Origin of the sequence: Pelosinus fermentans JBW45, from assembly GCF_000271665.2 — a bacterium.
Classification (GTDB): domain Bacteria; phylum Bacillota; class Negativicutes; order DSM-13327; family DSM-13327; genus Pelosinus; species Pelosinus baikalensis.
In genome coordinates this window covers 958,869-983,633 of sequence record NZ_CP010978.1, presented here as the reverse complement: position 1 = coordinate 983,633, position 24,765 = coordinate 958,869, and the positions used below count along the sequence as shown (strand labels likewise).

The window sequence follows — 24,765 nt, the reverse complement described above, 5'->3', positions numbered from 1 at the left end:
CAACTTATTGTTGACTGTCAAGGAGTATCTTTATGTTTTTACAAGAAATTTTTTGCCAAAGATTAAGGAACTTAAGACAATTAAAAAAACTAACACTTGAACAATTAGGCGCAGAATTTAATGTTACAAAGCAGACCGTAAGCCATTGGGAGAAAGGTGATAGACTACCCTCCCTAGATGTTGCTACAACTTTAGCTGAATATTTCAATGTGTCGTTAGATTATTTAGTTGGTTTATCCGATAACCCAAAGAGAAGATAAGTATATAAAAATAACTGAGTCTCTTACCATTCAACAGAAGGCATTAACGCTCCGTTAGGCACCAATATCTGTTCTTCAGATTCCTAGGGTATGAACTTTGATGAGGGCTTCATTGTCACTTCTGCGCTCTGCCATGGGGATGTTTTCGATGCCGATTTTGAGCGGTTGAGTCTAGGGTTATTTCATGTGTTTTGTCTCCTTTTGGTGTAAGATTTCGATGGTATGTACCGTGGCTAAAATGCGAGTTTCCTTTCTAAGAATAAATGCAGAATTTTGCAACTATTACTGGTATAATCTAGGTAGTGAGATTCTCTTGAAGTCTTTTCTTTGTTACTTGCAACTAGAAGGGCTTCTAATTGCTACTTTTCTTTTTAGTAACCTAACCATTAAGAACAATTATTTATCACCTCCTTAACTAACTGTAGATTTCAGAAGGTAACTCCATTATTTCTGCTTCATATTGAAGCCGTCTAGGTCAAAAAAAATATTACTGGGCGATACTTTAAAAATTTTAGCTATCCGCTTTGCTAATCCATAGTCAGGATTCCTCATTCCATTTTCAATTAAGCTGTAATAGCTACGAGATATTCCTAGCAATTCAGCCATTCTTGCTTGTGTCAGTCCAATATTATCACGCGCAATAGCTAACTCTTTTCTCATATAAGTACCCCTTTCGCTTCATTATGAATCATTTATATTTCTTATTATAATGCTTCATATCCTTATATGAAATAAATCAACGTGAACCAGATCTGGCAACAACAAAGCAACTTGCAGATTTCTTCAATGTAACCATAGACTATTTAGTGGGTCGTGACAATATCGAATCTCTTTCCCCTACTGCGGAAGGGGAAAACTCCAATGACCTCATTAAATTTCTAGAGCGACCAGAAGTTTTTTTTGATGGCATACCACTAACTAAAGAAGATAAATCCAAAATTAAAGCGTCACTTGATATTATATTTTGGGATGCAAAACAAAAAAAGAAGCAGGAAAAATCGTAAACCGATTTTTTCTGCTTCTTTCTATACAGGACCTCAGACTATTATACATATTCAAAATAAGGACTTCTTTGATATCAACGTCATCCGACTACCTAGTTTACAAAAAATTATGACCATTCAAGATCGTACAACCCCAATAAAATCAATGGTTCATCAGGATATCGGATTATTTCCCCTCATAGCTGCTTTCGCAGTTTTAAGCTGGTCTTTGTTCCTTAAATCACACCGTAAGGTACAAAATAAGGAACAGTTTTTTGAATGCTAATCCCTGCTAATAATAGATAAATATAAAAGTTTCCTTCATTTTAATAAGTACTTGCCCAGCCATTGTGTTGGGCTTTTTTTATTACAGAATGCAAAATTTGGCGAAGGAAGGCATATGGTTGATTTAATCTTAATGTTATGCTAGAATTAATTTACGATTTTAGATTTGTAAATCATAATTTAATTGTATATTTAAGTTTTCTAGGGTTCCGCAGTTTGTAACTGGCAGGTCCGAGAGAAAACGCACAGTTGACTGTGTACACGGAGGGATAAAAGCCTGGGAGATATTTAATAATATCTCTTAGGCTTTTTTTATTTTTTATTTTTAGGAGGATAAGGCAATGGGTGGTTTCAGTTATAAAGATATTTATATTGAAGATGGAAGAAGGGTACTGGAAGTTAATATACTTCCAGAAAAGTATTGTAACTTTGACTGTATATTTTGTCCTATTGGAAGGTCGCAAAATAAGGTAGATACCCAAAAGTCATTTGATAAAATGGATAGTTCATTGATTGAACTAGAACGCATGATAGAAAATACAAAAGCAGAATTAATCTTTATTAACTCAAAAGGAGAAGCCTTAGTAAATGATAAAATTGGTGATATTGTTGACTTTATTAAAGGTAAAGTTTTACCTGTAAGACTGCTTTCTAATGGATATTTACTAGGTAGAGATGAATATATAAAAATTGCTAATAAATGTGATGAGGTTGTTGGAGAGATAAAAGTAATAACAGAAGAAGATTTTCAAAAAATCCAAAGACCGATTGAAGGGTATACGTTAGTAGAATATATTTCAAACATGGTTTCCTTTAATAAGCAATATAAAGGGAAATTTATATTTGAAATTACTATCATTAAGGGCTATAACGATGATGAAGAATCACTTCAGAAGATAAAAGATATTATTAAGGAAATATCTCCTAACAAGATAATTATTGCAAGAATGGAAGATGAAAGATTTAAGAAAAAACTTGGTATAACTGATGAAAGATTTGAGGAAATTTCAAATACATTACTAAATATTTAGTATTGTAATACATAATATGCTTATTTTGCGACATTACAAAAGTTTCCAATATGTAATTTATGATTCACTAATTATGAAATTGAAATATACTATCAATCGTAAAAATACATTTAGATTATTAATTCAAAGTTATATTTTATAATAAGTATGTAATAATGATTTATTCATAAGGAGGAACTTATATGGTTGATGAAAAAATTATAGAGGCTTTTTATATGATGTGGGACAGTTTTCCAGGTTCGGTTAGATTAATTCATAAAAATCATACCGTATTGGCTGTTAATGAAATTGCTCGTAACGTAGGATTTGACATAGGAACTATATGCTTTAAAGTTGGAACGCCTGAATCTCATAAGGGCTGTAAGGCAAATCTTGCACTTTCTACTAAATCAGGACAGGCTGTAAAGTCTTTAGAAGGAAAAATCAGATATTGGCTTCCTATAAAAGATTGTGATGATGTTTATGTTCATTTTTCATTAGACCCTAATAATATTAATTAATATTAAGATAAAATATCGCAATTGTGTACCCTTTTTCAATAAAAATATTATACAGTTAAAATCAGGCAAAAAAAAGAGGCTGTCGCCAGCGTTAAAAAAACGTGATATGCTACCCCTATATAGGACACTGAAATATAAAAGTCCTATATGGGGGTATTTCTATGTCTAGAAAAAGTAAGATTGATCCAGTAGAAAAAGTAAAAATTGTTGAACGATACCTGAATGGCAAAATTGGCATTAGACAAGCGGGAAGAATTGCAAACGTAGCCTACCAAAGTGTGCAGAGATGGGTGCGAATATATAAAGCAGAAGGTCCTATCGGATTGCTTAATCAAACCAAGAACCGAAGTTATTCAAAAACGTTAAAGATGAATGCGGTTAATGACTATCTGAGTGGAAAAGGATCACTTGGTGACATTTGTCAAAAGTACGATATTCGTTCTAACAAGCAACTTTGTGATTGGATAAAGGTGTATAATTCTGGTGGAATACTTAAAGAATCCACTGGAGGTACATACATGACAAAAGAAAGAACAACAACTCCTGAAGAACGATTACAGGTAGTCAAGGATTGTTTAATGAATGATAAAAACTATGGAGCAATGGCAAGCAAATACAATTGTTCTTATCAACAGATTCGAAACTGGGTCAAAAAGTATGAAGATATGGGAAGGGCTGGACTTGAAGACAGACGTGGTCACCGTGTTGGTTCGCAGCCAAGTCGTAGTCCAGAAGAAGAGCTACGGGATAAGATTGCAGAGTTGGAACGAATGAACACCGATCTACAAATGGAGAATGATCTGTTAAAAAAAGTCAGGGAACTGGAGAGGAGGGATCACTATCTTTAGTACAGTACCTTACAGCCTATATAGCTATCAAGGAATTATCTTCAACCAAAGGCTATCCAACAAAAAAATTATGTAAATATCTTAAAATCACGCGCTCTGCTTATTATCGTTGGCTCAATCATCCAAAGAGTGATAGTGAAATTAAGAATGAACGTATTTCGGAAGAAATATATACTATCCATAAACAACATCCAGATATGGGATACCGCCGTATTCGTGATGAGCTGGATGTAAATTACAAAATTGTTGTGAACGATAAACGCGTTCTTCGTATTTGCAGAAACAAAGGAATTCAATCCACCATTAAATGGAGACCAAAAAGTTGTACCAGATCTGCTCAAAATCCGGACCACATCGCAAAAAACTATTTACACCGTGAATTCCACGCTGATATGCCTAATGAAAAATGGCTTACGGATGTTTCTGAATTCAAATATTATATCGGTATTGAAGTTCACAAGATATATCTGAGTGCCATCCTGGATTTATACGACCGCAGAATTGTAGCCTTTAAAATTAGTAATCATAACGATAATCCATTGGTTATGGATACTTTTGATGAAGCTGTTCGTTTGGAACCGGAGGCTCATCCGCTGTTCCACAGCGACCGTGGTTATCAATATACAAGTGCTCAATTCCATATGCGTTTAAAAGATCATCACATGAAGCAAAGTATGTCCAGAGTAGCCCATTGCATTGACAATGGACCAATGGAAGGATTTTGGGGAATTTTGAAACGAGAAATGTATTATGGTCATCGTTTCACTAATAGAGATAATCTAGTGGAGGCTATAACGGATTACGTAGATTACTACAATAATCGACGTCTGCAACGCAAGTTAAATGTAATGACACCAATGGCATACCATAATCATTATAGATTGGCAGCATAAAAGTATCGCCAACCGTTATCAGGCTGGCGATAGAAAAATTTATTATTTTTTATTGTCCTCTTGACGGGTAGCACACCAACGCTTAGTGCGACAGCCTCCTTTAAAATTGGCAAGCGCTTGTCGATTTACTTAAAACATGAAAAATAACTTATCTGTTTTTCTGCGTATACTTTACTTCCCACCCTGAACTATTCCCACCAAAATGGCGCTCATAACTTACTGGGGGAAAACAGGGACAGGGACTATGTTTCATTATTGAAAACAACATCCCTGTCCCTGTTTCGTTATATAGAAACACTCCATGAATTTGAACCTTCCCCAGCTGAATACCATTTACTAACTATCACTCCTCCCCATTTACCTGTTGAAGCTGGACATACCCAACCTTCAATCGTAAAATCTCCAGATCCAAAATCAAAATCAGTATTATTCGGTGTAGTTAAGCATTGATTTATTCCATTAAGATAGAGTGATGATCCACCAAATTTTGATTGAGTAGTACTAACAGTTGCCCCATTCTGCGCTGCCCACACCTTACCACTTTCATCCGTTAAGCCACCATCAAAATGTAATAACGACACTGTATACTGATCAACTTCATACATATTTATTACCTCCATTTTTTTTAAGCCGACATAACCAAGGAACTTTATTAAACTGTATGTTTCCTGTACATCGGCTTTCACTAGTACACATTCCGTAACAATTAAACATTAAACTACTGAATGCAAATTTGTTTTTCATTTTTTATCCGTACATCTACATCGAATTTTGGATAGGTATGAAACAATTAAAGCTGCCCCACTCGGTTAAGAGTAAGGCAACTTTAATATGGATAACTCTATTTACTTTTTTACGGCCATCCCAGGGACGTTTCAAAATTGCAAACGCTTGCCGGTTTATTAGGAAGCAAAACGGCTATTCACATTCTTACTATTAATATTTAATACAAGCTAATAATGCTACGTTGCGGGGACGTATTACACCACATAGTCTCATATCCAGTTCTCTCATAACCTGGATTGTTGATGGCGCCCACCAGTAACTCCCTTCAGATGATACATGTCCACTTGATAACGGATCTTCCCACCCGTATACAGACCGATTCTGAGGAAGACCACCTAACGTTACTACGCTTTTATTTTCGTTATAATCGCCATTTACAAGAGATGGTTTCTGCCAACTACCTAATGTCCGATTAAGATCAATCCCGCGCCCATCATCTAACCCACGTATAAATTCACCACGCAGATCAGGCAAATTAAAAGTTGTACTACCATCACCAGCACCAAACATAGTACCTACTGCTGCAAACAGATTAGCATATTCACTTCTTGAAACTGCCGAACCATCAGCTTTTAGCCAACCTTCAGGTGATGATGTCCTAGCAAAATAATCAATAGCACCAACCGGAACAAGATATTTCATTACAAAATCAATCTGTTTCTGTAAATCTTGGTCTGCACTAGCCCGTGTACTTGATTCAGTTTCATCAGCATTAGTACGAACTGCTATTTCCTCATCAAGATTTTCCTGCAGTACCTTATCAGCATCTCCCCTGTCTGCAACCTCTTTGTCAATCTGACCTTGTAAATCTTTGTCTGCAGCAGCTCTAGCATTAGCTTCAACGTTGATATTAGTCTGCAATTGATCATCAGCATTAGTTCTCTTTGCAATTTCACTGTCAATCTGATTCTGTAAATCAATGTCTTTTGCATCTTGCGCTACCTCCTTATTTTGCAACTCCTCAATTACTCCAGATAAATTAGTTTCAAATTTTGTCATAATGTAATCTCTCCTTTTATTTGTGTAAACTGACATAGCCAAGGAACTTTTCTTTTAACCGTGTGTACCCTGTATATCGGCTTTCACTAATACACATTCCGTAGCAACTATAAATTAAACTACCAAATGTAAATTTATTTCTCATTCTCTATCCGTACATATAAGCTGAATTCTGGATAGTATAAAAATAACAAAGGCGCCTCACTCAATAAGAGTAAGACGCCTTTTAAGGAATACTTGCTAAGCGGCAGGCAGGTTTAGGTTTTAGTAAAAACACAGGGACTATGTTTCATTATTGAAAACAACATCCCTGTCCCTGTAAGATATATTACAGAAGGGTTATCCATTATGGGCTAGAAAAACCCGAACAATTGCTTTTATGTATAATGGGAAGGAAGGATATGAATGTACCTGTCCCAGGGAAGATTTTTCTATACCCATACGTGAGACAATTCATCCATTTCCAAAGCATTTACGTTTTAGCTGGTTGGGATCTTCTATTCCCGCTTCACGTGCAAGGATGTAATCTTTGAGAGACTGAAATGGATAATCCTTCAACTTTATTCTTTAAGGAGGTTGAAAAACCTATGATCTCAAATCGCCCAGTTATCGGCATTGATGTTGCCAAGGATTTTTGTTTCTATGCTGCTGCCTCTCCCAGCGGCACACCATTCCTGAAGCCCTTTATGGGACACGGGTATGGGACACGGGGACAGGTTCCTCGTCCCACTAACTGCTATCAACCACACTTCTAAATATTCCTATTATCCTTGCTAACTTCTTATTAAAACACTCTTACTATATCTTTCATCTTTTTATCACATTATCTTATCTCTCTGCCTTCTTTAAAATCTTTACAAGATCTATCCTATCCCTTATTCTCGCCAATGCTGTGGCTGATTAAGTACATCAGAACTCTGAACCCTGCCTCTAACACTGCCTATTACTCCAGAGCGTAGTTCTTGAACCATCCATGCATCAGCATGTTCATCTGGAATGGGATAAGGAGCATCAAATCCATGTTTTCCCGCCACACAAAAGCCATGTTTTGGATAATATGTAGGATGACCAAGAACAAAAACTAATTCTACCCCTGCTGTTAACAATTTCGTTAATCCGTATTTTATTAATTTACCACCAATTCCTCTGCATTGAAAATCCGGCTGAATTGCAAGAGGTGCCAGTATAACTGTTGAAACCGCCTGATCCGGATTAGTAAGCTTTGCCTTAGAAAAAATAACATGGCCAACAATACTATTAGTTACAGTTGCAACAATGGATAGCAGAGGTAAGGCTGTAGAATCTATTAATAGATCATTAACGAGATGAGCAATTTCCTCTCCTTTTCTTCCACTAAAAGCAGCGGCATGAACAGCTAGAATTTGTTCTAAATCTTGTTCGTGTGAAATTCTCAATTCCATTTTTCTTCTCCTCCTATGTAACTTGTTTCTAGTATTATTTGAAAAATATAGCCTAAACACCGCGTATGAGTCAGGTGACGTTCCAAAACGCGGGACAGAGTGCCTTGTCGAACGTTAATAAGCTCTAGTAACACTACCTCCATCCCCTTCCGACGGCTTACTATCACCCTTATGATAATGATAATCTTTTTTTCTTCATCGGGCAGTTTGAGGCTCCCTTGCTGCTGTAACCAATATGGCTCCCTAACACAACTCAGTACTTCAACTGATTTTTGTTCAGCTATATTTTCTGAGCCGCTAAAGCAATCCAATCTCCGCCATTCTTATATTCTTCCCCCGTTAGGCTATTCCACCGATGCGCAATCTTGAAACCATGCCGGGCCAGTACTTCTGATATTGTTTGCAGCGAATAATCATGAAACCACATATGATATTTTCTGCATTCTCCATCTTCCTGAATGATCGTGTATTGATCCACCCAGGTGTCATATTCCGGATAATCAAATCCCTGTTCTAATACGACATGTTTTCCCGAATGCCAAAAACCGCCATCAGAAAACTGCCATCTATTTTTTAATCCTTCACGCTTTCTTAGTTCACGGGTAGAAACATCAAAAATAAATAAGCCATCTCTTTTCAACGCTTTATGAACCATTCTAAGCAACCGATCCCGCTCTTCATCAGGAAAAGTACTTAGTTCTCCATATATCTGCAGAACGCTGTCAAACATTCCATCATAGTTCATGTCAAAAAAATTCCCATGAACATATTCAATACGCAGTTCCTGCTCTTGCGCTTTTCTCTGGGCGTATTCAATTGACCGCTTGGATAAATCAATGCCGGTCATGTGTATACCAAATTGACTAAGTCTGCTGCTATATAATCCCGGACCACACCCCAGGTCTAATACCCTATCACCGGGTTTTAACAGAGCACTTTTTGTAAGATTTGCAACTGTCTTTTCGATAGTGGCCAGAGTTCGGCTCGCACCGTCAGATTCAGGGTTTAAATGAGCAGCAAGCAAATGCTCAGAAATATAAGGATCATCCCAAAATGAAACCGCGTCTGTTTCAAATAAGGCAGGTCTTTTAACCGAATCAGCAATCCATTCAAATACTTTTTGTAATTGTTGCTCTATGATTGCCATTGTTGCACGATTCCCCCTCCAAACTAATTCTACGTTACTATGATTAAGAGTGACAAACAGAAATAGAACGAAAGAATCTTACGCTCTAATTATATCTTGCTCAAGAACTTTAATAATCGTTTTAACCATAAACCACAACTTTCACTATTATGTAAATCTAAAGAAAAGATGCCCATAAATCTACTAACAAGGTAGATTATGGGTATCTTCTCTTTGATAAATACTAAATCCTGCTAAAATTTTACACACCCGCCGTATCCGACACTTCCCTACCAACATCTCTTGATTTAATTGTTCCTCTACAGTAATCTTCTCTACTAACTGTTCCCACGTTAGCCCCGTTCCTTTTTCTCCCGTTTTTGATTTTATTTTGCCTGTACTGGATTTTGATCCTATACCATTCCGAAAATTTTTTCTTGGTAATCAGAATGGAAATTTAATCCTTGACAATATTTCTTAGTAGCATTTATAATTTGAACATAATTCAATTTATTGAGGTGCATTATGGCCAGAACTCCGCAAGATCCTCAAATTCGCATCACCGAAATTTTAGATGCTGCCGATCAGCTATTTTTCACTAAAAGTTACCAGGGAACAACCATCAAAGATATCGCTAAGAAAATGGGCGTTGCCCAGGGAATGCTGTATTACTACTTTAAGTCAAAAGAAGAGGTATTAGAAACCTTACTTGATCGCCATGCCTCTGCTCTTATTTCGGAAATCAAGGAGATAACTTGTTTAAACAACACTTCCCCGTCTGAAAAAATGGCCTTAACGGTAGCTGCCGTGTTACGTAAAACCAGTTATAAAGACGGGTTTCTGCTCAATATGCTATATGATACCCAGAACCTGCATATTAAAGACAAATTGTTTCGCCAACTTGCCGTCTCCCTCTCACCTTGGCTATTGAATATCATTGAAGAAGGAACTATGAATCGGGATTTTTGCGTATCCCATGCTCCGACCACTGTGGATTACATCTTGGTGATCATGGACTTTTTAAGCGAAGCACTCTATGAAAAAACAGCTGCTGACATCTTGTCTTATCGCTTGAGAATGGCAGAAGCTCTTATTGAAAAAGCGCTGGGCGCACAGGAAAAAACAATCCATATCATACTAACCGGGCAGATTTAAAACATAATCCGGGGAAAAATTCCGCCATCCAAATAGCTTATTGGGATGAGCGGTTTTTCCGGGCAATTAATTGAACGTAATTCAATTAATTGTTCAACTTCTATCGTTTCACACAGCTTGAACCATATCAATTAGTAAAGGAGTAATATCAATCATGCAATTATTTAAGCCATTCAATTACATAAAAACAATCTCCAAGAAGAAATTATTTTACGTTTTGGCAGCAGCCGCTTTATGCTTTGCCGGTATTCTTTTCTGGAAAGCTCATAGCCAGCCAGCCGCCGCAGTTGAAACTATCCCCATGGTACGCACTGCCGTAGTAGACGCTGCCGGGGGATTAAAGAGCTATACCTATGCCGGGGAAGTGCGCGGCCGCTATGAAAGCCAGCTTGCCTTTCAGGTAACCGGTAAAATCATTAAACGTAATGTGCAACTCGGCAGTGTCGTCAATGCCGGCGATATATTGCTTGAAATTGATCCAAAAGATCTGCAGCAAGCGGTTAACAGCAGTTCAGCTCAGGTCCATTCCGCCGAATCACAGCTAAAGCTGACGGAAAGCAACCTTCAGCGCTACCGGCAATTATATGCTCAAAGCGCCATCAGCCGGGCCCAGCTGGATCAGTACGAAAATGCTTATGAAATGGCCCAAGCTGCCGTTCAAGAAGCATCTGCCCAATATGGGCAAAGTTCCAACCAATTGGATTACAGCCTGCTCTATGCAAATAAATCAGGTGTCATTTCCAGCATCAGCGCAGAGGTCGGGCAAGTTGTCAGCGCCGGTCAAACAGTATTAACCATCGTCCAAAGCGGCGAACGCGAAGTGGAAATCAGTGTACCGGAAAATCGCATCGAAGAATTACACAAAGCAGCACAATTCACTGTATCCTTCTGGGCTCTCCCAGATCTAAAAGTCAACGGCAAAGTGAGGGAAATCTCACCTACGGCCGCTCCGGCCACCCGCACTTACCAGGTGCGCATCAGTTTACTAAATCCACCACCACAAATCAAGCTAGGCATGACGGCTGCCGTAACCTTGAGCAGTGCCAGCGATCAAAACACCAACCTTATTTCCATCCCCTTATCGGCCATATATCAAACCAGTGACACTCCCGGCGTTTGGGTAGTGACCGATCACACCGTCAATTTGCGTCCTATCCAAGTTGGCAGCCTCGGCAATGACCAGGTGCAGGTGACAGGCCTCCGTCCGGGTGAAATCATCGTCACATCTGGCGTACACAAACTCCACGAAGGGCAGAAGGTCGGGATACCGGATGGTGGCAGGCAATGAAAACATTTAATTTAACAGAATGGAGCCTTAAACACAAACAGCTAATCTACTATTTTATTACCGTGATTTTCCTGGGTGGAATTATTTCCTATCAGAATCTTGGCCGGATGGAGGATCCTGACTTTACGATCCGCCAGATGATCGTATCGGTAAGCTGGCCTGGTGCTACCGCCCGCCAGGTGGAAGAACAGGTAACCGATAAAATCGAAAAAAAATTACAGGATACACCGGGACTGGATTATCTGAAAAGCTATTCTGTTCCCGGACAATCCGTAATTTACATATCATTGAAAGAGGACGTTGTTGTTGCAGACAAGGTGCATCCAACCTGGCTGGAAGTGCGCAATATGGTCAATGACATCAAAGCCACTTTGCCGCAGGGTGTGGACGGTCCTTATTTCAATGATCGGTTTGACGATGTATTCGGCTGCATCTACGCCTTAACCGGTGATGGCTACAGCTACGAAGATATGCGGGAACGAGCGGAAACTATCCGCCGCCTGCTACTGGCTGTGCCCAGTGTTAAAAAAGTTGATTTAGTTGGCGTACAGGCAGAGAAAATTTATATTGAAATCGAATCCACCAAACTAGCGCAGCTGGGTCTTGCCCCATCCGACATTACCGATGCCGTACAGGCGCAAAATGCCATGACGGCGTCCGGCAGGATCGAAACCGCTTCGGACAATATCTATTTGCGCGTATCCGGCATGTTTGAGAATATCAATGACCTGAAAAATCTCCCGGTGCGCTCCGGCGGCCACACCTTCCACCTTGGTGATATCGCCAAAATCGAACGCAGTTACGTCGATCCGCCGGAGCTGAAAATGGTCTACAACGGTCAGTCGGCTATCGGGCTGGCGCTTTCCATGGAGAAAGGCGGCAACATTCTTGCCTTAGGCAAATCCCTGGAACAAGCGGTGGCGCAGATCAAGCAGAAACTGCCGCTGGGGCTGGAGCTCCATACCGTTACCAATCAGCCCACCGTGGTAAAAGAATCCATTAACGAATTCGTCAAAACGCTGGCGGAGGCCGTAGCCATTGTCCTTTTAGTCAGTTTTGCCAGTCTGGGCGTTCGTTCCGGAGTCATTGTGGCGCTCTGCATTCCGCTGGTCATTGCCGGCGTGTTCATTACCATGCACATACTGGGGATTGCCCTGCACAAAGTTTCCTTGGGGGCTCTTATCATCGCCTTGGGTCTGTTGGTGGACGACGCCATTATTGCCATTGAAATGATGATCGTGAAACTGGAGGAGGGCTGGAGCCGTTTTGACGCCGCCTGCCATGCCTATACTGCTACCGCCTTTCCCATGCTAACCGGCACGCTCATCACCTGCGCCGGGTTCATTCCGGTCGGGTTCTCCAAGGGGAGCGCCTCCGAATTTGTCGGCAGCATTTTCTCCGTCATCACCATCGCCCTCCTAATTTCCTGGTTGATCTCCGTTATGGCTGCCCCCCTGTTCGGGTATCATTTACTGAAGGTCACTCCCACCGACAACATAGCAGAGCATGCTGCTTACAATAAACCATTTTATCGCCTGTTTAAACGCTTACTGACTTGGTGCATGATCCATCGCCGTCAGGTGTTGGCTGGCACCCTCCTCTGCTTCGCCGGCTCGCTTCTCCTACTAGGACTGCTCAAGCAGGAATTCTTCCCGGCCTCGACCCGTCCTGAACTCATTGTAGAAATGCAGCTGCCGGAAGGAGCCTCCCTGCAAGCAACCGAGCGGGAAGCCGAGCAATTCGCAAGCCATTTTGCACAGGATGATAAGATTATCAACTATACGTATTATCTGGGAGGGGGAGCGCCGCGATTCGTTCTGACCGCCGACCCACCTATAGAGAATTCGAATTTTGCCCAGTTTATTTTTGTAGCGAAAGATTTACAATCTCGCGTAGAACTACAGAAAAAAGTCCAAAAGCTGTTTGCCACTGAATTTATCAATGTGCGTGGCAACACCAAAGTCATCCAAACCGGCACGTCGGACCCTTCTCCGGTTATGCTTAGAATCAGCGGTGCTGATCACGATAAAGTCCGGGACATCGCCGGACAAGTGCGGGGCATCATGTCCGCCGATCCTCACCTTACCGATATCAGTCTGGACTGGAATGAAAAAAACAAAGTCCTGCATCTGGACATTGATCAGGCTAAAGCCCGTGTGCTAGGCATCGACAGTCAGACATTGGCAACCAACCTGCAGTCTTTGTTATCTGGAACGGAGGTTGGGGAATTCCGCGAAAAGGATAAAACGATCGGCATTGTTTTTCGCGTTGATCCAGACAGCCGCAAAGATCTTTCCCGCCTTAAAGATCTCAATATTCACCTTGGCGGCGGCCGATTTGTCCCTTTGGATCAAATCGCAAAAATCCGCTATGATGCTGAAGAAGGTATGATCTGGCGGCGTGATCTAAAACCGACGATTACGGTCCGGGCCAATACCGCGGAAGGCGTATTGGGGGACGATGCTGCTAGTGACGCCTATGAAAACTTAGAAGAACTCCGTGCCTCGCTGCCACCAGGCTATAGTATTAAAGTCGACGGTTCCACGGAGTCAAGTGAAAAATCCATGCTTTGGCTGCTCCAACCCGTACCGGTGATGGTAATCATCATTATTACCCTGCTCATGTTTCAACTGCACAATATACCCAAGATGCTCATGACGCTGTTAACAGCACCGCTGGGTATGATCGGCGTCAGCACGGTGCTGCTAATAACCGGACGCCCTATGGGATTTGTCGTACAATTAGGCATTTTAGCACTTGCCGGGATTATCATCAGAAACTCAGTTATACTTATTGATCAGATTGACCGGCATATCGACTCCGGCGAACCGTTGTGGGATGCGATCATCAATGCGACCGTCAGCCGTTTTCGCCCCATCATGCTTACGGCAGCTGCGGCAATTCTGGGCATGCTGCCTTTGGTTTCCAGTGTTTTCTGGGGACCGCTGGCTGTCGCTATCGCCGGAGGGCTCTTTGTCGCTACCATTTTGACACTCATCATTTTACCGACCATGTATGCGGCCTGGTATAAGGCCAGACCATCATATGAAAACCGCCCTGATATTACACCATTAACCTGGAGGTCATAAATATGTACCGTAACGTGTTGTTACTCTTTATTTTATTTTCCTATCTTTTAGCCTACTCAGCAGCCCCAGCCGCTGTCAAACCTGTCATCACGGCCGATACCACCTATTACGATACCGATACCGGCCTCTACATGTTAAAAGGACATGTCCGTGTTGAAGTTGGCAGCCGCGTGATAACGTCCGGTCAGGCCAAAGTCAGCCTCAGTTCGCTGGAATAGTCTTATCCATCTTCTGTTGACGCTGATTGTGTTCACCGGTCTATATATGTAATCTAGTAACGCCAGCCATAGCTTTTTACATCATTACACTGACGAAACCGGCCGGAGGACTCGGTAAAACAAAGGAGGGCGATAATCTGGAATGGTTTGATGTACTATCCTTGTTCTGGTATGCAATAGGCATAGCATTTATCATAGGTGCACTATTCATAGTAACTACAATTTGGCTTTTTTTTGAATTTTATCACACCTCGGTTAGTGATGAAGATGATCTGGAGCGGCATGAGTGACAGAAGGGACGCTCCCTTTGGTCACTTACCATGACAAACAGAAATAGAATCTTACGCTCTAATTATATCGTCTAAAATACGGATTTCTTGGATTACGGATAAACAATCTTTCCCTTTTAAAAAGTTTCCTTCATTAGGTGAAAATAAGAGTACCGTCCTGCCAAGATACTCCTTGGCAAGACGGTACTCTTATTTTAATGCATCTCTTTTGAAAAAGACTATTTAACAAGTCCTCTTTTTATCACAGCTATCCACGCTCATTTCCTACCGCTGACAACGAATTCGACTTACGAGCTACATTTATACAATATCCCAAAACCACCCCAACAATTGCTGGCACAACCCAGCCAAACCCCTCCGCATACAGTGGCATAACCCTGTTTAACCACTGATGAACTAGGATTAATTGTAAGCCTGCTGCTTGCATACCATCTAGCAGACTAATAAGAGCTGTCAAAAAGATACTACAGACATAAACTTCCCTTTTACCATTGAATAAGGGTTCTAAAAATACTAATAGAATTAGGACAATAACGATAGGATACAACGCTACCAATACAGGAACCGAGAAGGCAATTAATTGATTTAAACCCATATTGGCCACAGCCGCACTAAATAGCGTAAAACCTGCGACAAGTTGTTTGTATGAAAAACGAGGAAATATCTTTGTAAAATAAGTTGCACAGGAAGAAATCAATCCGATACTTGTGGTTAAACAAGCAAAGATAATCGCCAAACCAAGAACTACATTACCTAGTGGCCCAAAAAAATGATTTGCTACACTGGACAAAATAATCCCTCCATTGGCAACTTGCCCGAGTGTTTCCACACTAGTCGCCCCAACATAAGCTAAAGCTGCATAAATAATTGCTAAAAATCCCGCGGAAATCAAACCAACTCTTGCACAGACCTTGGTAATATCCTTGGACTTTGTAACCCCTTTAGCCTTAATAGCATTAATCACCACAATCCCAAATACCACAGATGCCAATGTATCCATTGTCAAATATCCCTCTTTAAAGCCTGTAAATAGAGGGGAATTAGCATACTCTACAGACGGCATTTGAATGGTTCCTAATGGATTTATAATCGGTTGTACTAATATCACTACTAAGGTTATCAGCAATAAGGGCGTCAAAATCTTACCGATTCGATCTACCAATTTATTAGGATTCAGAGATAGCCAATACGTAATACAAAAAAATAATAAAGTATATAGCGATAATCCTATCGTATTCACGCCACTATCATTAGGCATAAATGGACGTATGCCAATTTCATAAGAAACAGCCGCCGTACGAGGAATCGCAAATAAAGGTCCAATTGTTAAATAAATACTCACCATTAATACTGTAGCAAATATCGGATGCACTTTTGAAGCTAAAGCTTGTGAATCCTCACTTCCCGATAAACCGATCGCCAACACCCCAAGCAAAGGAAGACCAACTCCCGTAATTAAAAAACCAATAATGGCAGGCCATAAATTACCTCCTGCCCCTTGTCCTAAACTAGGGGGGAAAATCAAATTTCCTGCTCCAAAAAATAAAGCAAATAGCATCAATCCAATAGCAGTCATATCCTTTAAAGATATCTTATTTGACATAGAAATAGCCTCCTACATATTCTTTATCATTCTTTAACTCAACTTATATACTTTGGAGCAATAAAAAACTTCTACACCTTGCCAAAGCAAGGGGTAGAAGTAAAATCCGCAGTACTACCCTTATTACTATCAGTTATATCTGGGAATAATGATATCTCATCAGATCACTGAACCCTAGCACAATAACGGATGCTTTGAAAAATCCGGCACAGTTTACTTTCATATTTCAACTGCCAACTCAGAAGTGACTATTTTATATACTACTGCTACCAATTCCCACCAACCATCGGCTCTCTGGAACAGAAAATATATATGTTTCTCTCCACTATTAGCTTTATAATTCATTATTAGGTTATTTGCATATTAACACAAAAACCTTTAGCCGTCAACTTTTTTGTATTATATTTTTAATACTTCCGTCTCTATTTTCTTCTCTGTAAAAACAAGAGAGAAGCCAACCGCCGTTTCCGATCACTATATCCCCTTTATTATCCCAAGCTTCTGCTACCAGCACATTTTCATCCCACTCTGGGAATATTGGAATTCCTTCTTTCTATTCAAATTTTTATGTTACCCCATCATAATCATTTTTGGCACAAATTATCATGGTCATTATATCACCCCATCACTTATCAGTTACCCCTCTATGGTCGCTGAAATATTGGTAATCTCCATACAAACCCCATCCATCTTTTCCTCAAGATTCTTTATCATAGGTGGAAAACAAAAAAGGCGTATCACCTTGTTAGTGCGGCTTTTAAGAATATTTCGAAGTATTAGTGGCTAAAATCCCCTGACTTGGTTATACCATTTGTATGAGATCCTTTGCCACATCATCCATACTATAATATCCATTTGGTTTTGAGCATAGCCATATAGCAGATTTAACAACACCCTTTGATAAAGATTCTCTTGATGATATTTTATGAATAAGTTCAATCTCTTCATTATTACAGTTTGCAAGTAATACTCTATGTTCACCAACTATACTACCAGCCCTTATACTGTTTATATTAATATTTTTATCAATCAATTTAGGATTTGATTCCAATATTGCGTTTAAAATTCTAATAGCTGTACCACTCGGAGAATCTTTTTTCTGATTATGATGGTACTCAATTATTTGTAGATCTGTTTCCCTATCTAGGTTAGAAACAGCGCACTTTACGGTTTCAAGAAAATTATAGAATCCGAAACTATAATTTGGTGAAAATACTATCGGTATTTTTTTTGCAACTTGATTTATTTTTATAAAATCATCTTTACTAAAACCCGTAGTAGCTATAACAACTGGTTTTAGTATTTCTTCATATTTGGGTAAATTATTAATAAATGTTTCTTTGTTTGTGCAATCTACTAAAACATCGCAATTTGCAGCATCTTTGATACTATCTGTTATAATAATCCCAGTATTATTACTACCGATTAATAATGAAATATCATGTCCCACAAATTGGTTAGCTTGCCTAGCTATAGCTTTATTAAGAATAATTGTTTTAGACTGTAAAATATATTTTATGATGTCTTTTCCAAATTTACCAGTGCAACCTATCAATCCCAACTTTAACATACAAATGTTCCCCACTTTCATTTAACGATAAAAGCAATCTTTATTTCGTTTTATCTAACGACTATGTCGTAACTCTATATAATATTATCATTATTTACCACTCTTTGTAAAATATTCTAAGACTAACCTTTGTCAGCAAAAGGTTAGCCTATTTCTTTCTTTATTTTCAATTTAAGATACCAGACGTGAATCAGAGTCACCCCGAACCCCTAGAAAACATGATAAAATACTGGGAAATCATATGCTCAAAGTCATTAATAAAGCGGTAGATTTTATATTATAAGCATTGTTTTACCAAAGTGAAGCTCTGTCTCAGGTTTCTTGTACACTTGGCAGTTTCTTTAATCCCAATGAGGGACATGAGACCAGCTAACTAAAGTCAAACATCCGAATATTAAAAAAGGCAATACTGAAAATGTTCGCCTATGTAAAATTTTCGTTACGCGACTTTTTTAATCAGTTTACCTTCTTCTAAACTAGGAATTTATTCCCTTGATTTATTCTTGATCGTCTTCTACTGGTTCACTTATAAAACGGTCTTGAAACAGATTGCCTACTCTCTGATGTTTATTATTATACCAGTACACATAGCCGCCGCATTACTTGTTCTAATGGCTCTATACCTATCTTCATCAACAGGTGTACGATTTCCTATCAAACAATATGCATAGACTTGATAGTCGCTTTTTTCTTTATATTAGTTTCATAGCATGGTAAACTCATCTGCTTGTTTTAATATAGATTTGAGTATATATAATCCATTTTCTAATTCCTCTAAATCTTTTGGAGCCGTTATAGCGATACGAACAGCTGCAGGTACAGGGGAATTACCAACTGCAAAACGTTCGGCGCAATATACTTGGACACCTGCATTTTTTGCACATGCTTCAAAGGTTTTACCTGTCCAACCTTCGGGGAGCAGCAGCCAACGAAAATAGCAATATTTATCACCAAGAAGATGAAAGTCATTAAGGATGGAATCTATTAACCTGTTTCGTATAGCAATCATCTCTTTTCGTTCCTCAACGATTTTATCGGCAAGGGAAGAGTCTATAAGCTGGCGAATGATTTCAGCATTAAAAGGTGATATCACCAGATTAATATTATACAGTGATAATTCTAAATTGCTTTTATAAATGGAAGGCGTAACGATAAATCCAATCCGCAGTCCTGCACACAATGCCTTAGATGTGCTGGAAATATATACGGTTTGCCCTGGAGCTAGCATGGCAACAGGGACACCTTTATTTTCACTTAATATGCTATTTATTGCATCTTCAATAACGATTAAGTTATATTCTTTTGCAATGCTTGCAATTTCTTTCCTAGTATTAAAAGACATTGAATGTGTAGTTGGATTTTGATAATCAGGAATCAAATATATTCCTTTTAATCCTTGATTTTTACAATAATTACGTAACGATGCAGGAGATATCTCATAATCTTCTTGTTGAATAGGAACTAATTGGATTCCTATCATTTTGGCTAACGTTTTCATACCTGAATAAATTAATGGATCCGTACCAATACGATCACCAGGTTGAAAAAGAGAAGATAGAACTGCACACAAAGCATTTTGACCACCATAAGCAAGGATGATATGTTCTTCAGTAGTATTTAAATTCGCCTTTTTAAGCCACTTTACACCAGATGATTTTTGCGGCAATGATCCAGAAGGTGAAACATATTGTAAAAAATCGGCGGCATTGGACTGATCCAGCATATTTTTAATAAATTCAATTACAACATCATTTTGACTATAGGTTGGATAGGTAGGTCCCATTTCAATAAACCCACTTGTTTTGGCAGGAGTTAGAAGTCTGCTGTTAACATGCACATCAGATGAGATATAAGTTCCTTTACCGATTGTTGCACTTATCATTCCTTTTTGTTCACATAACTTGAAAGCTCTAGAAATAGTGCTTACGTTAATATCCAGATAATCAGCAAGTTCTCTTTGCGGTGGTAACATATCTCCTGGTTTTAAAGTTCCGTTTTTAATATCTTCTTCTAGTAGCTTTGCTAATGCTTTATATAATGGTGTTTTTTTACCAGATAGGTTTGGTTTCCAAGTCATAGGGTAATTGTCAAATGAATTGACAGGCATATCAATTCTCCTTTTAAGCCAAATTGTTTTGCATACAATTATAATATTGCATGCAGACAATTGCAATGTTACAATTCAAAAAAGCAAACAATATTATAAATTTGTTAGGAGTTGAAAGAATGGTTATATTAGAAAAACCATATATTTCAGATTTGATGTTAGAGTATTTAAGCCAATATAACATACCCGTATTAGCCAATGACTTTGCAAGAGAATCCGCGAAACGATATCAGTTGAATTTGTTGACCGATTCTCAGATGAAAGCAGAATATGAACGGAATGGGAAGATCTATACTACATCGGAAAATGCTTTGGATTGGATATATAATAATTTGTCTAACCATGAAATTATTGAAAAGATAAGTGTTTTAAAAGACAAGTTTAAATTCAGAGAATTACTACGTCCAATGTATCCTGATTTCTTATATAAAGAAGTTACAGAGGAAGAATTGGATGAAATCAATTTCGAAAAATTTAATCCCCCTTTTATTTTGAAGCCCTCAATTGGTTTTCTAAGTTTAGGGGTATATACAATCTATAATAGGCAAGACCTAGAAGCCGCAATTTTAGATATAAAAGAAAGCAAAATGAATTGGAAATCAAATTTTCCCAATTCAGTAATTGGCGATTCCAAATTCATTCTTGAGCAGTATATTCCAGGAACAGAGTATGCTATCGATGCGTATTATAATGATGGTGGAAAGCCTGTAATTCTGAATATTTTTACTCATAGATTTGCTTCTACCACTGATGTAAGTGATAGGGTGTACTACACAAGTAAAGAAATTATTGATACATTTAAGCATCCATTTGAATTGTTTTTGACTGAGGCAAATCAATTTTTACAGTTAAAAAACTTTCCTATGCATGTCGAAGTACGAGTAGATGGAAATGTAATTTGTCCAATTGAATTTAATCCTATGCGCTTTGCTGGTCTTTCTTGCACAGATGTTGCTTACTATGCATATGGAATTCGAACGATAGAATACTTTTTACAAAATAAAGAACCAGCTTTTTCAGAAATATTAAAAGGGAAAGAGGGCCATCTGTATAGTTTAATTCTACTGGATAAACCCGATAAATCGATTCCTTGCTCAGTATTTAATTATGATAAACTATATAACTCCTTTGAAAATGTCCTAGAACTTCGCAAAGTAAATAACCCTAATCTTGATATATTCGGATTTGTTTTCACACAAACACAGAAAAAAAATGAAAAAGAATTAGATTATATTCTTTCCTCGGATTTATATGAATTCTGTGATTACTGACCCCATAAAATTTTGTGCAAAAGAATACTGTAGTATCTAAATTAAACCGAAGAAGTTATAGTGTAATATTCGTCAATAGCAATATCAAAATACTTTGTTAACTGAGGGAGAGATTTATCTGTTTCAGGATAAGAGAAGTAAGAAGATTGTTCTCGCCGCCCACTGTGTTTTAAATCAAAACTCCAAGATTGATGCCTGTGCACATTACCCTGGTGTAATCCTAGAAGCCGACAAAAGCTTTACTAAACACAAATGTTGGGATAATACAGATGCCTTGCCCCGAACTTCTTTATTTAGGACTCGACAGAGAAGTCGATCCGAGAATGAGCCGCACAGTTGAATCAGAAGACACAAGAGTTGCAAAACGCATGAAAGAAGCAAAACAAGCCTTATAAATTGCTTCATCAATTAAGTTATGATTTCTTTTTCCAGCATTCAGCTCCCACTAAACCTTCAATGTTATCGCTATAAAACACTGGATCTTTGCCAGCATTTTTTTGCTTGGTATAATCCTGCAAAGCTGCAAAAGCATATTTACCAAGGATTCCAATAACAATGATATTCATAAGTGCCATTAAAGCCATAAAGAGATCCGCTAAATCCCAAACAAAACTTATCTTTGCCATGGAACCAAACAACACCATGCTAACAACCATTATGCGATATACAAATATCCAAGTAGAATTGTTTTTTATAAATTCAATATTAGTTTGTCCATAATAATAATTTCCAATAATAGAGCTAAATGCAAACAAAAATACAATCAAAGCGATAAAACCTTTTGCCCATATACCAATATGTTCGCTAAGAGCTGTTTGCAACAAAGCAACTCCAGTTAACCCCTGATCCATAGCTCCGGATAATAAAATGATAAATGCTGTTGCACTACATACCATTAACGTATCAACAAATACCCCAAAAGCCTGAACTAATCCTTGTTTTACAGGGTGAGAAACGTCTGCCGTTGAAGCAGCATTTGGTACACTTCCCATACCTGCTTCATTAGAGAATAAACCTCTTTTAATACCCGTCAACATAGCAGCGCCAATCCCGCCACCCGCTACAGCTTTTACACCAAAAGCACTTCCTAAAATGAGACTAAATACCTTAGGTAGTGAGGATAAATTGGTAAGCATAATATATAATGCTAAAATAATATATCCACCAGCCATAATAGGAACCAACCATTCTGTAATTTTGGCTAATCGTTTGAGTCCGCCGAAGATAATAATCGCCGTTAAAACCGCTAGTACCAGACCAACTACAAAGTCTTGAATTCCAAAGGCTTCATTAAGCGCAGCAGCAATTGTATTTGCCTGAACCGAATTAAATACGAGACCAAAACTAATTGTAATCAATATCGCAAATATCATGCCTAACCAGCGCATATGGAGAGCCTTTTCCATATAATAGGCCGGGCCACCACGAAAACCGTTTTTATCTTTTACTTTATATATTTGGCCAAGTGTACTTTCCACAAACCCTGTAGCAGATCCCATCAATGCAATTAACCACATCCAAAAAATTGCACCTGGTCCACCAACTGCAATGGCAATAGCAACACCTGCAAGATTACCTGTACCAACCCTCGATGCCGTACTAATACAAAAAGCCTGAAAAGATGAAATACTATTACTAGACTCATTATTTCCTCTTGCCACAATGAGACGTAACATTTCCCTCGCAAAACGAATTTGAACAAACTTTGTTCTAAGTGTAAAATATATCCCTATTACAATTAACAAGAAAATAATCACATAAGACCACAAAATATCATTACCTATTCCAACAATTTTTTCTATAAACTCCATGTACTACTCCTTCACTTACTTTATACTGCAACGCAGCTTTTCCTATATGAGATTATAATATATACTTAAAACATTGTACAGTATGTGTTAGAGATAAACGAGAAGGTAGCTTGTAAAATGGGGAAACATTATCGACGGTTAATACCATTGGATGCAAAACAAAAAAAGAAGCAGAAAAAATCGTAAATCGATTTTTTCTACTTCTTTTTTTTACATTCAAGTAGCTAATTTTCTGGAACGATTAATGAATTATGTATCCGCTTTGTATCATTTAAAATACACTACTATCCTACTTATTACGCCATAACTGATCCGCAAAACCAGACAAAGAAGCTTTTGTATCGTCAGTCAGCGCAGTCAATGGTGCTTTGCAGTTTTCCTGCATACCTGTGCCTAACTCCGCCATAGCCCATTTCATCACAGGATTAAATGGTGTATAGACTTCATAAAAACGCATTCTTTCATCAATCAATCGTTGCGCCTTTACAATTTGGCTCAAATCTTCCTTGCGAAGAGATTCTATAGCCTCAGCACATAGAGACGGATATACATTAGATAACGCACCAATACAACCGTCGCCACCGGAAATAACCGTTGGAATGCAATTATTATCATATCCAGTATAAACAATGAAATTCGGATACTTAGATTTTACGAGTTGAATATACTTTTGAGTATGTCGAAGCACGGCATGCGTATCTTTCATGCCCTCTAGATGGTCATGCTTAGCTAGTAGGCGCAAAAAGGTGTCCACTGTTACATCATAACCAGTACGGTCTTCGTAATTATAGATATAAAGTGGTCCTTTTACATCTGTTAAAAGATTATCATAATAGTTAAATACATCCTCCTGGTTGCAAGCACTATAATATGGACCTACTACAAGTACTGACGTTGCACCTGCCTTTAAAGCCAAATTTGACAGATCCACAGTTTCTTTGTATACCATACGTCCTGTACCTGCCATCACAATTGCTCGCTTACCAATATATGATATCGCATCCAAGATAAATTCCTTAATCTCTTCATACGTAAAAGCATAGAACTCTCCCGAACTGCCTCCAACCAAAATTCCATCTATTCCTGCATCAATCAATTTGTCGTACAGCTTATGCATCGTTTCATAATCTACCGTCCCATCGGCATTGATTGATGTCAAAATCGGACTAATATATTTACAATTCATTTCAATTCCTCCTATAACCTACAATTAAATCTACCTTGTTGATTA

Annotated in this window: 22 protein-coding genes and 1 riboswitch; of the genes, 12 read left to right on the top strand and 10 right to left on the bottom strand. The window is 38.5% G+C overall.

The genetic code is table 11. The annotated features are described in order from the left end of the window. Positions 1–32: 32 nt before the first annotated feature. A complete protein-coding gene (locus JBW_RS04130) occupies positions 33–260 on the top strand; it encodes a helix-turn-helix domain-containing protein (protein ID WP_007957586.1) in 228 nt (75 codons plus the stop codon). 444 nt (positions 261–704) lie between these two features. Here JBW_RS04130 and JBW_RS04125 read toward each other — a convergent pair whose 3' ends face one another. Then, positions 705–920: a helix-turn-helix transcriptional regulator gene (locus JBW_RS04125; RefSeq protein ID WP_007957587.1), complete on the bottom strand. Its 216-nt coding sequence runs from the start codon at positions 918–920 to the stop codon at positions 705–707. A gap of 146 nt (positions 921–1,066) precedes the next feature. Here JBW_RS04125 and JBW_RS04120 point away from each other — a divergent pair, with 146 nt between their 5' ends. The 5 genes from JBW_RS04120 (at position 1,067) to JBW_RS25190 (ending at position 4,800) form a co-directional block, all read left to right on the top strand. Continuing rightward, positions 1,067–1,264, top strand: a complete 198-nt coding sequence (locus JBW_RS04120) for a hypothetical protein (RefSeq protein WP_235334132.1) — start codon at positions 1,067–1,069, stop codon at positions 1,262–1,264. Between the two features lie 454 nt (positions 1,265–1,718). Then, positions 1,719–1,814, top strand: a riboswitch (guanidine-I (ykkC/yxkD leader). Between the two features lie 55 nt (positions 1,815–1,869). Further along, positions 1,870–2,559: a radical SAM protein gene (locus JBW_RS04115; RefSeq protein ID WP_007957588.1), complete on the top strand. Its 690-nt coding sequence runs from the start codon at positions 1,870–1,872 to the stop codon at positions 2,557–2,559. A 182-nt stretch (positions 2,560–2,741) separates the two neighbouring features. Next, positions 2,742–3,059 (top strand): hypothetical protein, encoded by a 318-nt coding sequence (locus tag JBW_RS04110; RefSeq protein WP_007957589.1) that lies wholly within the window; start codon positions 2,742–2,744, stop codon positions 3,057–3,059. 161 nt (positions 3,060–3,220) lie between these two features. Further along, a complete protein-coding gene (locus JBW_RS25195) occupies positions 3,221–3,907 on the top strand; it encodes a helix-turn-helix domain-containing protein (protein WP_045820596.1) in 687 nt (228 codons plus the stop codon). Positions 3,908–3,927: 20 nt separating this feature from the next. After that, complete coding sequence (locus JBW_RS25190) at positions 3,928–4,800, top strand: IS3 family transposase (RefSeq protein ID WP_200897028.1); 873 nt, start codon at positions 3,928–3,930, stop codon at positions 4,798–4,800. 284 nt (positions 4,801–5,084) lie between these two features. Here the strand turns inward: JBW_RS25190 and JBW_RS04095 are convergent, their stop codons facing one another. Next, a complete protein-coding gene (locus tag JBW_RS04095) occupies positions 5,085–5,405 on the bottom strand; it encodes a hypothetical protein (RefSeq protein ID WP_007959314.1) in 321 nt (106 codons plus the stop codon). A gap of 331 nt (positions 5,406–5,736) precedes the next feature. After that, positions 5,737–6,585, bottom strand: a complete 849-nt coding sequence (locus JBW_RS25575) for a tail fiber protein (RefSeq protein WP_007959313.1) — start codon at positions 6,583–6,585, stop codon at positions 5,737–5,739. 542 nt (positions 6,586–7,127) lie between these two features. On the opposite strand from JBW_RS25575, the gene JBW_RS24545 reads away from it, so the two are divergent. Further along, positions 7,128–7,340, top strand: a complete 213-nt coding sequence (locus tag JBW_RS24545; protein ID WP_144408424.1) for a hypothetical protein — start codon at positions 7,128–7,130, stop codon at positions 7,338–7,340. Between the two features lie 120 nt (positions 7,341–7,460). On the opposite strand, the gene JBW_RS04085 is transcribed toward JBW_RS24545, so the two are convergent. Next, the gene (locus tag JBW_RS04085) at positions 7,461–8,006 is read right to left on the bottom strand and encodes a GNAT family N-acetyltransferase (RefSeq protein WP_007959312.1); all 546 of its coding nucleotides are present in this window, start codon (positions 8,004–8,006) and stop codon (positions 7,461–7,463) included. A 280-nt stretch (positions 8,007–8,286) separates the two neighbouring features. Further along, positions 8,287–9,153, bottom strand: a complete 867-nt coding sequence (locus JBW_RS04075) for a class I SAM-dependent methyltransferase (protein ID WP_007959311.1) — start codon at positions 9,151–9,153, stop codon at positions 8,287–8,289. A gap of 504 nt (positions 9,154–9,657) precedes the next feature. Between JBW_RS04075 and JBW_RS04070 the strand changes: the two genes are divergently transcribed. The 4 genes from JBW_RS04070 (at position 9,658) to JBW_RS04055 (ending at position 14,882) form a co-directional block, all read left to right on the top strand. After that, positions 9,658–10,287, top strand: a complete 630-nt coding sequence (locus JBW_RS04070; protein ID WP_007959310.1) for a TetR/AcrR family transcriptional regulator — start codon at positions 9,658–9,660, stop codon at positions 10,285–10,287. A gap of 154 nt (positions 10,288–10,441) precedes the next feature. Next, complete coding sequence (locus JBW_RS04065; RefSeq protein WP_007959308.1) at positions 10,442–11,575, top strand: efflux RND transporter periplasmic adaptor subunit; 1,134 nt, start codon at positions 10,442–10,444, stop codon at positions 11,573–11,575. Further along, on the top strand, positions 11,572–14,664 hold the full coding sequence (locus tag JBW_RS04060; RefSeq protein WP_007959305.1) for an efflux RND transporter permease subunit: 3,093 nt from the start codon (positions 11,572–11,574) through the stop codon (positions 14,662–14,664). Before JBW_RS04065 ends, JBW_RS04060 begins: the two co-directional genes overlap by 4 nt. Before the next feature lie 2 nt (positions 14,665–14,666). After that, positions 14,667–14,882 (top strand): hypothetical protein, encoded by a 216-nt coding sequence (locus tag JBW_RS04055; protein WP_007959303.1) that lies wholly within the window; start codon positions 14,667–14,669, stop codon positions 14,880–14,882. 537 nt (positions 14,883–15,419) lie between these two features. On the opposite strand, the gene brnQ is transcribed toward JBW_RS04055, so the two are convergent. The 3 genes from brnQ to JBW_RS04040 all read right to left on the bottom strand — a co-directional run bounded on the left by brnQ (position 15,420) and on the right by JBW_RS04040 (position 20,452). After that, entirely contained in the window at positions 15,420–16,775 is a 1,356-nt protein-coding gene (gene brnQ / locus JBW_RS04050; protein WP_007959302.1) for a branched-chain amino acid transport system II carrier protein, read from the bottom strand. 802 nt (positions 16,776–17,577) lie between these two features. Further along, a complete protein-coding gene (dapB, locus tag JBW_RS04045; RefSeq protein WP_007959301.1) occupies positions 17,578–18,345 on the bottom strand; it encodes a 4-hydroxy-tetrahydrodipicolinate reductase in 768 nt (255 codons plus the stop codon). Between the two features lie 703 nt (positions 18,346–19,048). Further along, positions 19,049–20,452: a PLP-dependent aminotransferase family protein gene (locus tag JBW_RS04040; RefSeq protein WP_007959300.1), complete on the bottom strand. Its 1,404-nt coding sequence runs from the start codon at positions 20,450–20,452 to the stop codon at positions 19,049–19,051. 119 nt (positions 20,453–20,571) lie between these two features. On the opposite strand from JBW_RS04040, the gene JBW_RS04035 reads away from it, so the two are divergent. Further along, the gene (locus tag JBW_RS04035; protein ID WP_007959299.1) at positions 20,572–21,723 is read left to right on the top strand and encodes an ATP-grasp domain-containing protein; all 1,152 of its coding nucleotides are present in this window, start codon (positions 20,572–20,574) and stop codon (positions 21,721–21,723) included. 413 nt (positions 21,724–22,136) lie between these two features. Here JBW_RS04035 and JBW_RS04030 read toward each other — a convergent pair whose 3' ends face one another. Both JBW_RS04030 and JBW_RS04025 read right to left on the bottom strand, forming a co-directional pair. Beyond that, on the bottom strand, positions 22,137–23,534 hold the full coding sequence (locus JBW_RS04030) for an alanine/glycine:cation symporter family protein (RefSeq protein ID WP_007959297.1): 1,398 nt from the start codon (positions 23,532–23,534) through the stop codon (positions 22,137–22,139). Between the two features lie 289 nt (positions 23,535–23,823). After that, positions 23,824–24,720: a dihydrodipicolinate synthase family protein gene (locus tag JBW_RS04025; protein WP_007959295.1), complete on the bottom strand. Its 897-nt coding sequence runs from the start codon at positions 24,718–24,720 to the stop codon at positions 23,824–23,826. Between the last annotated feature and the right edge of the window lie 45 nt (positions 24,721–24,765).

Bases quoted from the DNA above. Each gene is read 5' to 3' on its own strand.
- JBW_RS04130 (WP_007957586.1), top strand. From the start codon at position 33: ATGTTTTTACAAGAAATTTTTTGCCAAAGATTAAGGAACTTAAGACAA.
- JBW_RS04125 (WP_007957587.1), bottom strand. From the start codon at position 920: ATGAGAAAAGAGTTAGCTATTGCGCGTGATAATATTGGACTGACACAA.
- JBW_RS04115 (WP_007957588.1), top strand. From the start codon at position 1,870: ATGGGTGGTTTCAGTTATAAAGATATTTATATTGAAGATGGAAGAAGG.
- JBW_RS04110 (WP_007957589.1), top strand. From the start codon at position 2,742: ATGGTTGATGAAAAAATTATAGAGGCTTTTTATATGATGTGGGACAGT.
- JBW_RS25195 (WP_045820596.1), top strand. From the start codon at position 3,221: ATGTCTAGAAAAAGTAAGATTGATCCAGTAGAAAAAGTAAAAATTGTT.
- JBW_RS04095 (WP_007959314.1), bottom strand. From the start codon at position 5,405: ATGTATGAAGTTGATCAGTATACAGTGTCGTTATTACATTTTGATGGT.
- JBW_RS25575 (WP_007959313.1), bottom strand. From the start codon at position 6,585: ATGACAAAATTTGAAACTAATTTATCTGGAGTAATTGAGGAGTTGCAA.
- JBW_RS24545 (WP_144408424.1), top strand. From the start codon at position 7,128: ATGGATAATCCTTCAACTTTATTCTTTAAGGAGGTTGAAAAACCTATG.
- JBW_RS04085 (WP_007959312.1), bottom strand. From the start codon at position 8,006: ATGGAATTGAGAATTTCACACGAACAAGATTTAGAACAAATTCTAGCT.
- JBW_RS04075 (WP_007959311.1), bottom strand. From the start codon at position 9,153: ATGGCAATCATAGAGCAACAATTACAAAAAGTATTTGAATGGATTGCT.
- JBW_RS04070 (WP_007959310.1), top strand. From the start codon at position 9,658: ATGGCCAGAACTCCGCAAGATCCTCAAATTCGCATCACCGAAATTTTA.
- JBW_RS04065 (WP_007959308.1), top strand. From the start codon at position 10,442: ATGCAATTATTTAAGCCATTCAATTACATAAAAACAATCTCCAAGAAG.
- JBW_RS04060 (WP_007959305.1), top strand. From the start codon at position 11,572: ATGAAAACATTTAATTTAACAGAATGGAGCCTTAAACACAAACAGCTA.
- JBW_RS04055 (WP_007959303.1), top strand. From the start codon at position 14,667: ATGTACCGTAACGTGTTGTTACTCTTTATTTTATTTTCCTATCTTTTA.
- brnQ (WP_007959302.1), bottom strand. From the start codon at position 16,775: ATGTCAAATAAGATATCTTTAAAGGATATGACTGCTATTGGATTGATG.
- dapB (WP_007959301.1), bottom strand. From the start codon at position 18,345: ATGTTAAAGTTGGGATTGATAGGTTGCACTGGTAAATTTGGAAAAGAC.
- JBW_RS04040 (WP_007959300.1), bottom strand. From the start codon at position 20,452: ATGCCTGTCAATTCATTTGACAATTACCCTATGACTTGGAAACCAAAC.
- JBW_RS04035 (WP_007959299.1), top strand. From the start codon at position 20,572: ATGGTTATATTAGAAAAACCATATATTTCAGATTTGATGTTAGAGTAT.
- JBW_RS04030 (WP_007959297.1), bottom strand. From the start codon at position 23,534: ATGGAGTTTATAGAAAAAATTGTTGGAATAGGTAATGATATTTTGTGG.
- JBW_RS04025 (WP_007959295.1), bottom strand. From the start codon at position 24,720: ATGAATTGTAAATATATTAGTCCGATTTTGACATCAATCAATGCCGAT.